This is a genomic window from Streptomyces sp. NPDC090045 (genome assembly GCF_044747975.1).
Classification (GTDB): Bacteria; Actinomycetota; Actinomycetes; order Streptomycetales; family Streptomycetaceae; genus Streptomyces.
In genome coordinates, this window is the sequence record NZ_JBIVFA010000011.1 from 146,794 (window position 1) to 157,980 (window position 11,187).

Consider the following 11,187-nt stretch of genomic DNA (forward strand, 5'->3'; position numbering starts at 1 on the left):
GCTCCGATGCCACCCCGGGGGGACCACGTGGCCGGCAACGACGTCTTCCCCGCGGGGCTCGCCCGCCGCTACCGTCCGATCGACGTGCTCGGACGGGGCGGGATGGGCGTGGTGTTCGAGGCGGAGGACACCCGGCTGCGGCGCCGGGTGGCGGTCAAGGTGCTGTCGGCCGTCGGCGCGAGTCTTCCGCACGAGATGCAGCGGAGGTTCGTGGCCGAAGCCATCGCGCTGGCCCGGATCCGCCACCGGGGCGTGGTGGGCATCCACGACTCCGGGTTCGACACCCTCAGCGGCACGCCGTACCTGGTGATGGAGATGCTCGACGGGGCCGATCTCTCGCTCCTCGGCGCCGGCGGCGCGCTGTCCGTGCCCGCCGCCTGCTGGATCGCCGCCGAGACCCTCGACGCGCTGGACTCCGCCCACAAGAGCGGGGTGCTGCACCGCGACGTGAAGCCGGGCAACATCCGGGTGAGCCGGACGGGCCACGTGATCCTCTACGACTTCGGGCTCGCCGTGGTGACCGAGCAGCCGCGCAGCACCAGGGGCGACGACCGGCTGATCGGCACCCCGCAGTACATGGCGCCGGAACGGATCGAGGGACTGACCCCGGTGGAGGCCACCGACCTCTACGGGGTCGGCGCCTGCATGCACTTCATGCTCACCGGCCGGCCCCCGTTCGAGAGCGATCCCGAGGAGTTCGGCGACCTCGTCCTGCGGGCCGCCAAGGGCATTCCCTCGCTGCGCAGCCGGGGAGTGGCCGCGTTGCCGGACGGCCTGGTCGAGGCCGTGGACGCACTGTGCGCGAGGGACTTCCGCGACCGGCCGACGGACGCGGCCGCCGCCGCTGCACTCCTGCGGCGCTGGGCGGACGGCGGGAAGGAACAGGTCGAACAGCTCATCACCCGGCACCTGCTGCACGGGGCACCCGAAGCCGCGCAGCCGGCGGAGGCACCCGAGTACGACTGGTACGAGGTCGACGTCACGGACGCCCCCGTGCGCCCGCTGCTGCCGGACGCGCTCCCCCGGGAGAGCGCCCCTCCGCCGTCGGACGAGGAGCTCTGGGAGCGGCCTCCGGGGCGCCGTCCGGGCCCGATCACGCTCAGCGAGGTCACCCGCAAGCTGGTGCACAGCCGGATGACCGCGAGCACCGCCCTGTCCCGCCAGCGCGAGGCGGTCGGGCTGGTCCTGCGGGGCGAGCTCCAGGAGGCCGCCCAACTCCTCTCCGGCGTCACCCCCTTCTGCGAGGAGACGCTGGGCCCGGCCCATCCGACCACGCTCGCCTGCCAGTACTGGCAGGCTGTGTGCCTGGCACGGATGGGGAAGGCGAAGAAGGCGCTGGAACTGTTCGCGTGGATCAGCGCACACCACGGACAGGGGAGGGACACACCGGATGCATGAGTACGACTTACGGGTGGATCCGTACAGACCGGGGCTGGGGCCGGAGACCGAACTGCGGTCGCTGCTGCTCTGGCTGCGCGAGGACGAGACGGTACGCCGCGAGGCGCGCGGGCGGATCCGGAGCAGGGCGGCGATCGCCGCGCCCGGCGGCACCCCCATGGGGTCCCCCGGCTTCGACCTCCTCCAACTGGCCGTCGGTTCCAGCCTGTCCACCGGATCGCTGGTGTTCTCCGTGCTCCAGTGGCAGGCGTCGCGCCGCCGGCCCCCCGCCCTCACCGTGCGCCGCGGCCCGTACGAGATCACGCTCACCGGGGACGAGGCCGGCGATCCCGAGGCCCTGCACCGCATCGTCGCGGCCCTGGAGGACGGAAGCGGGGACGCTGACCCGGACGGGGCCGATGACGGGACTGCCTGACCCCGCGGCCTCCCGGGCGGTCGTCATCGGGAGCGCCGCGTACCGGCACCTGGCGGCGCTCCCGGCCGTCGAGGCCAATGTGAAGGACCTGGCCGCCGAGCTGTGCGACGCGACCGTCTGGGGGCTGCCCGAGCAGCACTGCACCCTCGTACTCGACCCGCAGCACCCCGCCGAGCTCCTCGACCCCGTCAACCGGGCGGGGGAGGAGGCCACCGACACGCTGCTCGTCTACTACGCCGGGCACGGCATGCGGGACGCGGCGACCGCCGACCTCTACCTCGCCCTCCAGGGCTCCCGCGAGCACGTCGGCTACACCGCCGTCGCCTACCAGCACCTGCGCTCCGCCCTGCGCGACTCCGGAGCCCGGCGCAAGGTGGTCGTCCTCGACTGCTGCTTCAGCGGCCGGGCCGCCTCCACCCTCGCGGGGGAGCGGGACGCGCTCGCCGCGCAGGCCGCCGTGGAGGGCGCGTACGTCCTCACCGCGTCCCCGCGCGACCGGGTCGCCCTGGCCCCCGACGGCGAACGGCACACGGCGTTCACCGGCGAGCTGCTGACCATCCTGCGCGACGGGATCCCCGACGGACCCGAACTGATCGACCTGGAGACCCTCTGCCGCACCATGGAGGGCCGGCTGCGCGCCAAGAACCGTCCGCTGCCCCAGCACGCCCAGGAGATGGGCATGGGCCGGCTGCGGCTGGTACGCAACCGGGCGCGCGCCGTGCGCGGCACCCCGGCCGGCCCGGTCCTCGCCGCCGACGTCCGCTCCGCCATGGTCGTGGCCGGACTGGGGCTCGCCCGTACGCTGCGCGCCGCGGGCCGCACCCGTGACGCGCTGCCCGTGCTGCGCCTCGCCCTGCAGGAACGGGCGCCGGACGGGGAGAGCGACCTCCTCGCCGTCCAGCTCGAACTCTCCGACATGCTGGAGGAGACCGGACAGACCCGCGAGGCCATCGAGGTACTGGAGCAGGCCTTCCAGCAGGTGCACCGGTTCTACGGGCCCGAGGCCGTCCAGGTGTGCAGGCGGCTGGCCGCGCTGCTCCAGGAGTCCGGCAACCACATCCAGGCCTGCGCGGTCCTCGAACACGCGCTGGACCTCTTGCAGGACGGCAGCCGGGTCCGCCCGTGACACGAAAACGGGCGGGCACCACCGCTCTCACGGTGATGCCCGCCCGCCCCGGTCCTTCGGAGGGCCGTCAGCCCCCGAACTCCTCCAGGCCCTTCAGCGCCTGGTCCAGCAGGGCCTGGCGGCCCTCCAGCTCCCGGGCCAGCTTGTCGGCCTTCGCGTTGTTGCCGGCGGCGCGCGCCGCGTCGATCTGCTCACGCAGCTTGTCGACCGCCGCCTGGAGCTGACCCGTCAGACCGGCCGCACGGGCCCGCGCCTCCGGGTTCGTACGACGCCACTCGCCCTCCTCGGCCTCCTGGATCGCCCGCTCCACCGTGTGCATCCGGCCCTCGACCTTCGGCCGGGCGTCCCGCGGCACGTGGCCGATGGCCTCCCAGCGCTCGTTGAGGGAACGGAACGCGGCGCGGGCCGCCTTCAGGTCCGTGATCGGGACGAGCTTCTCGGCCTCGTCGGCCAGCTCCTCCTTCAGCTTCAGGTTCTCGGTCTGCTCGGCGTCGCGCTCCGCGAACACCTCGCTGCGCGCCGCGAAGAACACGTCCTGCGCACCGCGGAAACGGTTCCACAGGTCGTCCTCGGACTCGCGCTGCGCACGGCCCGCCGCCTTCCAGTCCGCCATCAGCTCGCGGTAGCGGGCGGCCGTCGGACCCCAGTCGGTCGACTTCGACAGCGACTCGGCCTCCGCGACCAGCCTCTCCTTGACCTTGCGGGCATCCTCGCGCTGCGCATCCAGCGAGGCGAAGTGCGCCTTGCGGCGCTTGGAGAAGGCGGAACGGGCGTGCGAGAACCGGTGCCACAGCTCGTCGTCCGACTTGCGGTCCAGGCGCGGCAGACCCTTCCAGATGTCCACCAGGGCGCGCAGCCGCTCGCCGGCGCTGCGCCACTGGTCGCTCTGCGCCAGCTGCTCGGCCTCGACGACCAGCGCGTCCTTGGCCGCACGGGCCTCGTCCGTCTGCTTCGCCTTCTGGGCCTTGCGCTCCTCGCGCCGCGACTCCACCGTCTCGACCAGCTTGTCCAGCCGCACGCGCAGGGCGCCGAGGTCGCCCACGGCGTGGTGCTCGTCGACCTGAGTGCGCAGGTGGTCGATCGCCGTCTGCGCGTCCTTGGCGGACAGATCAGTGGTCCGCACCCGCTTTTCGAGGAGGCCGATCTCGACCACCAGGCCCTCGTACTTGCGCTCGAAATAGGCCAGGGCCTCCTCAGGGGTGCCCGCCTGCCACGAACCGACGACCTGCTCGCCCTCGGAAGTACGCACGTACACGGTGCCCGTCTCGTCGACTCGGCCCCACGGGTCGCTGCTCACAGCGCCTCCTCCACCTGATGCCTGCGAGGGGTTCACCCCCTGGGCATCGTCCACAGTTTCCTGGGGCGGGCAGCGCCCGCCCTGCACAACGCAAACATAGGCGACCGCCGGGCCGGCTGTCCGCATCCCGCACGACGGAATCTCGGCGTACGGGCGGCGGACCGGCAAGGCCCGGGGCTGCCGCATCCCGTCAGTTCTGGGTGACGGTGCCCTTCTCGATCTTGACCTCGGTCTTCGGCGCACCGTCAGGGCCGCCGTCGACCGTACCGGCCTTGGCGATCTCCTCCAGGACCTTCAGGCCGGCCGCGTCGATCTTGCCGAACGGGGTGTACGTCGGCGTCAGCGGGCTGTCCTTGTAGACCAGGAAGAACTGGCTGCCGCCCGAGCCGGGCTGACCCGTGTTGGCCATGGCGACCGTGCCCGCCGGGTAGATCACCTGACCCTGCTCGTTGGCCTTGCCGAGCGAGTCCAGGTTCTCGTCCGGGATGTTGTAGCCCGGGCCGCCCCGGCCGGTGCCCTCGGGGTCGCCGCACTGGAGCACGAAGATCCCGCCGGCCGTCAGGCGGTGGCACTTCGTGTTGTCGAAGTACTTCTTGTCGGCGAGCGACTTGAACGAGTTGACGGTCTGCGGGGTCTTCGCCGCGTCCATCGCGAAGTTGATGTCGCCCGCGCTCGTCTTCAGGGCGAAGGTGTACTTCGCCTTCTGGTCGATCGCCATCTCCGGCGACGGGGACTGCTTGGGCTCGGGCGCCGACGGCGAGGCCGACGGGTTCGCCGCCGGGTCCGCGGCCTGGTCCTTCTTGTCCTTGTCGAAGACACCGCCCACGATCAGGCCGACGAGCGTCGCCACCACCACGGCCACCGCCGCGCCGATCACCGCCGCACGCTGGCGCGCCTTCTTGCGGGCCTCGGCCCGGCGCGCCGACTGGCGCTCGTACTTCTCCCTGGCGAGCTGTCGCCGCCGCTGATCGCTCGTGACCACGGGGTCGTCTCCTTGTACGTGTCTGGTACTGCTGTCCGGGCTGGGATAGGCCGTACCGTATATGGGTTCGCTGTGTAATGAGCGGCGCCGGTAGGCTCTGAGCAGCAGGATTCCGACCTGCAGCCTCCCGCCGGACGACGATTGAGGACGAACGTGCTGATTGCCGGGTTCCCCGCAGGGGCCTGGGGGACCAACTGTTACGTGGTCGCCCCCGCCGCCGGTGAGGAGTGCGTCATCATCGACCCGGGCCACCAGGCCGCCCAGGGTGTCGAGGAGACGCTGAAGAAGCATCGGCTCAAGCCCGTCGCGGTCGTGCTGACCCATGGCCACATCGATCATGTGGCCTCGGTGGTCCCGGTGTGCGGAGCACACGACGTACCGGCCTGGATCCACCCCGAGGACCGCTACATGATGAGCGACCCGGAGAAGGCCCTCGGCCGCTCCATCGGGATGCCGCTCATGGGCGAGCTGACCGTGGGGGAGCCCGACGACGTCCGCGAACTGGCCGACGGCGCCGCGCTGAAATTGGCCGGAATGGACTTCTCCGTGGCGCACGCGCCGGGGCATACCAGGGGGTCGGTGACCTTCCGGATGCCCGAGCTGGCCGACATCCCGCCGGTCTTCTTCTCGGGCGACCTGCTCTTCGCCGGCTCCATCGGACGCACCGACCTGCCCGGCGGCTCCCACGCCGAGATGCTCGAATCGCTGGGCCGCGTGTGCCTGCCGCTCGACGACTCGACCGTGGTGCTGTCCGGCCACGGTCCCCAGACCACCATCGGCCGCGAGCGCGCGACCAACCCGTACCTCCGGGAAGTCGCCGCCGGGCTCGGAGACGGCACCGCCGCTCCACGACGAGGAATGTGACGAAAGCTTCGTGGCTACTTTCCAGGCCCCCAAGGGCACGTACGACCTGATCCCGCCGGTTTCCGTGAAGTACCTGGCGGTGCGCGAGGCCATCGCGGCGCCCCTGCGCAACGCCGGCTACGGCTACATCGAGACCCCCGGCTTCGAGGACGTGGGCCTCTTCGCCCGCGGCGTCGGCGAGTCCACCGACATCGTCTCCAAGGAGATGTACGCCTTCGAGACCAAGGGCGGTGACCAGCTCGCCCTGCGCCCCGAGGGCACGGCCTCCGTGCTGCGCGCGGCGCTGGAGGCCAGCCTGCACAAGAAGGGCAACCTGCCGGTCAAGCTCTGGTACTCGGGCTCCTACTACCGCTACGAGAAGCCGCAGGCGGGCCGCTACCGCCACTTCTCCCAGGTCGGCGCCGAGGCGATCGGCGCCGAGGACCCGGCCCTGGACGCCGAGCTGATCATCCTGGCCGACCAGGCGTACCGCTCGCTGGGCCTGCGCAACTTCCGGATCCTGCTGAACTCGCTGGGCGACAAGGAGTGCCGTCCGGTGTACCGGGAGGCGCTGCAGTCCTTCCTGGCCGGCCTCGACCTCGACGAGGAGACCGTGCGCCGGGCCGAGATCAACCCGCTGCGCGTCCTGGACGACAAGCGGACCGAGGTGCAGAAGCAGCTCGTCGGCGCCCCGGTGCTGCGCGACTACCTGTGCGACGCGTGCAAGGCGTACCACGAGCAGGTCCGGTCCCTGGTTTCGGCGGCCGGTGTCGCCTTCGAGGACGACGAGAAGCTGGTGCGCGGGCTGGACTACTACACCCGCACCACCTTCGAGTTCGTCCACGGCGGCCTGGGCTCGCAGTCGGCGGTGGGCGGCGGCGGCCGCTACGACGGCCTGTCCGAGATGATCGGCGGACCGGCCCTCCCGTCGGTGGGCTGGGCCCTCGGCGTGGACCGCACGGTCCTGGCCCTGGAGGCCGAGGGCGTCGAGCTCGACATCCCGGCGTCGACCTCGGTGTTCGCGGTGGCGCTGGGCGAGGCCAAGGCGACCGTGTTCGGCCTCGTGACGCAGCTGCGCAAGGCGGGCGTCGCGGCGGACATGTCCTACGGCGGCAAGGGCCTCAAGGGCGCCATGAAGGACGCGAACCGCAGCGGTGCCCGCTTCGCGGTCGTGGTGGGCGAGCGGGACCTCGCCGAGGGCGTCGTCCAGCTGAAGGACATGGAGTCCGGCGAGCAGACCGCCGTGCCCGTCGACGGGCTGGTCGACACGGTCCGGGCCCGCCTCGCCTGACGGCAGCGGTACGGCAGCACAGCACGCAGGACGGGGCCGGGGATCTTTCCCCGGCCCCGTCCGTTCACAGGCTCGTACGGCACAATGGCCCGTGCTTGATCACCTGGCAGATGTGGAGCGGGCGGTATGACGACACGAAGCGCGGACGCGGACACCGCCCGGGACAGGACCGTCGGCGGCAGCCGGGCGCTGGCCTGGCTGCTGGTGATCACGGGGGCCGCCGGCCTGCTGGCCGCCTGGGTGATCACGATCGACAAGTTCAAGCTGCTGGAGGACCCGAACTTCACGCCGGGCTGCAGCCTGAACCCGGTCGTCTCCTGCGGCAACATCATGAAGAGCGACCAGGCCGCCGTCTTCGGCTTTCCGAACCCCATGCTCGGACTGGTCGCCTACGGCATCGTGATCTGCGTCGGCATGAGCCTGCTGGCCGGGGCCCGGTTCCGCCCCTGGTACTGGCTGACGCTGAACGCGGGCACCCTCTTCGGCGTCGTCTTCTGCGCCTGGCTCACCTACCAGTCGCTCTACAACATCAACTCGCTCTGCCTGTGGTGCTCCCTGGCCTGGGTCGCCACGATCTTCATGTTCTGGTACGTCACCTCGCACAACGTCCGCAAGGGCATGCTGCCGGCTCCGGGCTGGCTCAAGGGCTTCTTCGACGAGTTCACCTGGGTGCTGCCGGTGCTGCACGTCGGGATCATCGGCATGCTGATCCTGACCCGCTGGTGGGACTTCTGGACCTCCTGACCCCGTCCTGACGGCGGGCGGCCCTGTCGGTGGGCTCGCATAGGCTTCCTGTGTGGAACCAGACCTGTTCACCGCCGCTGCCGAAGAACGCCAGGAGAAGGACCCCGCGAGCTCCCCCCTCGCCGTCCGGATGCGCCCGCGCACCCTGGACGAGGTCGTCGGCCAGCAGCACCTGCTGAAGCCCGGGTCGCCGCTGCGGCGGCTGGTCGGGGACGGGGCGGGCGGCCCGGCCGGTGCCTCGTCGGTGATCCTCTGGGGTCCGCCCGGCATCGGGAAGACCACCCTCGCGTACGTGGTCAGCCAGGCCACGCAGAAGCGCTTCGTGGAGCTCTCCGCCATCACCGCGGGCGTCAAGGAGGTACGGGCGGTCATCGAGGGCGCCCGGCGCGCCGCCGGCGGCTACGGCAAGGAGACCGTCCTCTTCCTCGACGAGATCCACCGCTTCAGCAAGGCCCAGCAGGACTCGCTGCTCCCGGCCGTCGAGAACCGCTGGGTGACGCTGATCGCGGCGACCACCGAGAACCCGTACTTCTCGATCATCTCCCCGCTGCTGTCGCGTTCACTGCTGCTGACGCTGGAACCGCTGACGGACGCGGACCTGAGCGCGCTGATGCGGCGCGCGCTCGCCGAGGAGCGCGGCCTGGGCGGTGCGGTCACCCTGCCCGAGGACGCCGAGGCCCACCTGCTGCGGATCGCCGGCGGCGATGCCCGGCGGGCCCTGACGGCGCTGGAGGCCGGGGCCGGATCGGCCCTCGCCAAGGGCGAGGCGGAGATCACGCTGGAGACGGTCGAGGAGGCGGTCGACCGCGCCGCCGTCCGCTACGACCGCGACGGCGACCAGCACTACGACGTGGCGAGCGCCCTGATCAAATCGATCCGGGGCTCGGACGTGGACGCGGCGCTGCACTACCTCGCCCGGATGATCGACGCGGGGGAGGACCCCCGGTTCATCGCGCGCCGCCTGATGATCTCGGCGAGCGAGGACATCGGCCTCGCGGATCCGACGGCCCTGCCGCTCGCGGTGGCGGCGGCCCAGGCGGTGGCGATGATCGGCTTCCCGGAGGCCGCGCTGACCCTCTCGCACGCGACGATCGCGCTGGCGCTGGCCCCGAAGTCGAACACCGCCACGACCGCGATCGGCGCGGCGCTGGCGGACGTACGGGCGGGCCTCGCCGGCTCCGTCCCGACGCATCTGCGGGACGGGCACTACAAGGGCGCGGCCAAGCTGGGACACGCGCAGGGGTACGTGTACCCGCACGATGTCCCGGGCGCGATCGCGGCGCAGCAGTACGCGCCGGACGAGCTGCACGGGAAGCGGTACTACGAGCCGACCCGCTACGGAGCCGAAGCCCGCTACGCGGACGTGGTGGAAAAGGTCCGCGAACGGCTCCGCGGAGCCGGGCCGTCCTGACCTGCGTCAGGGCTTCTTGGGGCGCCGTGCAGTGACGCGGGACAGGGGCTCAGTGAGACGCCGCCGAGAAGAGCGTGTGCATCGCCCGCCGCAGGCCGCAGATGTCCGTCACCGGCTCCGGGAAGTCGAAGCGGGCGTCGAAGGAGCCGGCGGCGCCGCCGGTGAAGCGGACGCGCAGGCCCAGGCGGTCCAGGGAGAGGGGGACGGCGCTCATGCCGCGGGCCTCGCGCGGGCCGAGCAGGCCGCACAGCTCGCCGATCCGGTCCCCGTGCGCCGCGTGCAGGTGCTGCAGCAGTTCCGTCTCGTGGGCGACCATCGGGTCCGGCTCCGCCGCGGCCAGGTCCTCCGGGTCCACGTGCACGGCGCCCCACAGGTCGTCCACCGAGATCTCGCCGACCTCCAGCCGCAGCATCATCCAGGCCGGGCGGGCCGAGTACGGGAGGTCCGAGGCCTCCGCCAGACCCAGCAGCTCGCCCACCGGGTGGCGCTCCGCGAGCAGCGCGGCGCAGGCCGCGCGGTCGTCGCCGCGCACCGGCGTCAGCCACCCGGCCAGCCAGGCGCGACCTCGGATACGATGTGGGACGGACACCGGCGCCACGTCCGTGATCTCGATCACGGCGGTGAGGTCGTCGTCCTGGGCGTGAGCGGCTGCCCTGGCAGCCGTGGATTCCCCGGAAACAAGGAGAATCACGTCCCCGTCCGGGGTGACGGTCCGTGCGGCCGGCATCCCTGTCCCGAACTCCTCGTGCTCGTGACTGTCACGAGCACCGATGAGCGTGAGGGATACTGAGGCGTTGGACTCTACGAGGGTTCGTACGCGTTCGGCTCCGGTGAGCTGCCGAACGCCTTCCCTGGGACGCGGCTGACCTTGCTTATCGTCGTCGAAAGCAGATTCTGTTTCGTTGGAATCTGAACTTCGATGCGCACTGGGCAGGGGGATCCCATGTGGTCGAGACATTACGTCCTCCTCGCTAAGGTAAGCCTCACCTAACTTACATGGAGGTAGGTTCCACGTGAACCAGAAGCGACCCAAGGTCAAGAAGTCGCGTGCCCTCGGCATTGCGCTGACCCCGAAGGCCGTCAAGTACTTCGAGGCCCGCCCCTACCCGCCGGGCGAGCACGGCCGTGGCCGCAAGCAGAACTCGGACTACAAGGTTCGTCTGCTGGAGAAGCAGCGTCTGCGCGCTCAGTACGACATCTCTGAGCGTCAGATGGCCCGCGCGTACGACCGCGCCAAGAAGGCCGAAGGCAAGACGGGCGAGGCGCTTGTCGTCGAGCTCGAGCGTCGTCTCGACGCCCTGGTTCTGCGTTCGGGCATCGCCCGCACCATCTACCAGGCTCGCCAGATGGTCGTTCACGGCCACATCGAGGTCAACGGCGACAAGGTCGACAAGCCGTCGTTCCGTGTCCGCCCGGACGACGTCATCACCGTGCGCGAGCGCAGCCGCGAGAAGGTTCCGTTCCAGGTTGCCCGTGAGGGTGGCTACGCAGGCGAGGGCGAGACCCCGCGCTACCTGCAGGTCAACCTGAAGGCCCTGGCCTTCCGCCTGGACCGCGACCCGAACCGCAAGGAAATCCCGGTCATCTGCGACGAGCAGCTCGTCGTCGAGTACTACGCCCGCTGATGCAGGCCTAGTCTCACTGGCTGGTCAGCCCGCCGTCCCCTCCGGGGGGCGGCGG

The 11,187-nt window shown here is 71.3% G+C and carries 11 protein-coding genes; 8 read left to right on the top strand and 3 right to left on the bottom strand.

What is annotated here, in order from left to right; genetic code table 11:
• Positions 1-27: 27 nt before the first annotated feature.
• Genes ACIPYQ_RS27265 through ACIPYQ_RS27275 form a run of 3 tightly spaced genes read left to right on the top strand, consistent with a single transcriptional unit; the run spans position 28 to position 2,939 of the window.
• Entirely contained in the window at positions 28-1,398 is a 1,371-nt protein-coding gene (locus ACIPYQ_RS27265) for a protein kinase (protein WP_401256056.1), read from the top strand.
• A 13-nt stretch (positions 1,399-1,411) separates the two neighbouring features.
• Complete coding sequence (locus ACIPYQ_RS27270) at positions 1,412-1,813, top strand: hypothetical protein (protein ID WP_401256059.1); 402 nt, start codon at positions 1,412-1,414, stop codon at positions 1,811-1,813.
• Positions 1,797-2,939 (top strand): caspase family protein, encoded by a 1,143-nt coding sequence (locus ACIPYQ_RS27275; RefSeq protein ID WP_319721129.1) that lies wholly within the window; start codon positions 1,797-1,799, stop codon positions 2,937-2,939. Before ACIPYQ_RS27270 ends, ACIPYQ_RS27275 begins: the two co-directional genes overlap by 17 nt.
• A 67-nt stretch (positions 2,940-3,006) precedes the next feature.
• Here ACIPYQ_RS27275 and ACIPYQ_RS27280 read toward each other — a convergent pair whose 3' ends face one another.
• Positions 3,007-4,236: a DUF349 domain-containing protein gene (locus ACIPYQ_RS27280; RefSeq protein WP_361767755.1), complete on the bottom strand. Its 1,230-nt coding sequence runs from the start codon at positions 4,234-4,236 to the stop codon at positions 3,007-3,009.
• A gap of 190 nt (positions 4,237-4,426) precedes the next feature.
• Complete coding sequence (locus ACIPYQ_RS27285) at positions 4,427-5,218, bottom strand: peptidylprolyl isomerase (RefSeq protein WP_401256063.1); 792 nt, start codon at positions 5,216-5,218, stop codon at positions 4,427-4,429.
• Between the two features lie 153 nt (positions 5,219-5,371).
• Between ACIPYQ_RS27285 and ACIPYQ_RS27290 the strand changes: the two genes are divergently transcribed.
• The 4 genes from ACIPYQ_RS27290 (at position 5,372) to ACIPYQ_RS27305 (ending at position 9,507) form a co-directional block, all read left to right on the top strand.
• Entirely contained in the window at positions 5,372-6,082 is a 711-nt protein-coding gene (locus ACIPYQ_RS27290; protein WP_361767761.1) for an MBL fold metallo-hydrolase, read from the top strand.
• A 10-nt stretch (positions 6,083-6,092) separates the two neighbouring features.
• Positions 6,093-7,352 carry a histidine--tRNA ligase gene (gene hisS / locus ACIPYQ_RS27295; RefSeq protein ID WP_401256067.1) on the top strand — a complete coding sequence of 420 codons (1,260 nt, stop codon included), beginning with the start codon at positions 6,093-6,095 and terminating at the stop codon, positions 7,350-7,352.
• Between the two features lie 126 nt (positions 7,353-7,478).
• Positions 7,479-8,096 carry a vitamin K epoxide reductase family protein gene (locus ACIPYQ_RS27300; RefSeq protein WP_362239568.1) on the top strand — a complete coding sequence of 206 codons (618 nt, stop codon included), beginning with the start codon at positions 7,479-7,481 and terminating at the stop codon, positions 8,094-8,096.
• 52 nt (positions 8,097-8,148) lie between these two features.
• The gene (locus ACIPYQ_RS27305; protein WP_401256070.1) at positions 8,149-9,507 is read left to right on the top strand and encodes a replication-associated recombination protein A; all 1,359 of its coding nucleotides are present in this window, start codon (positions 8,149-8,151) and stop codon (positions 9,505-9,507) included.
• 49 nt (positions 9,508-9,556) lie between these two features.
• On the opposite strand, the gene ACIPYQ_RS27310 is transcribed toward ACIPYQ_RS27305, so the two are convergent.
• Positions 9,557-10,234, bottom strand: a complete 678-nt coding sequence (locus ACIPYQ_RS27310) for a DUF2470 domain-containing protein (RefSeq protein WP_401256073.1) — start codon at positions 10,232-10,234, stop codon at positions 9,557-9,559.
• A gap of 286 nt (positions 10,235-10,520) precedes the next feature.
• Here ACIPYQ_RS27310 and rpsD point away from each other — a divergent pair, with 286 nt between their 5' ends.
• A complete protein-coding gene (gene rpsD, locus ACIPYQ_RS27315) occupies positions 10,521-11,132 on the top strand; it encodes a 30S ribosomal protein S4 (protein WP_008740451.1) in 612 nt (203 codons plus the stop codon).
• Positions 11,133-11,187: the final 55 nt, after the last annotated feature.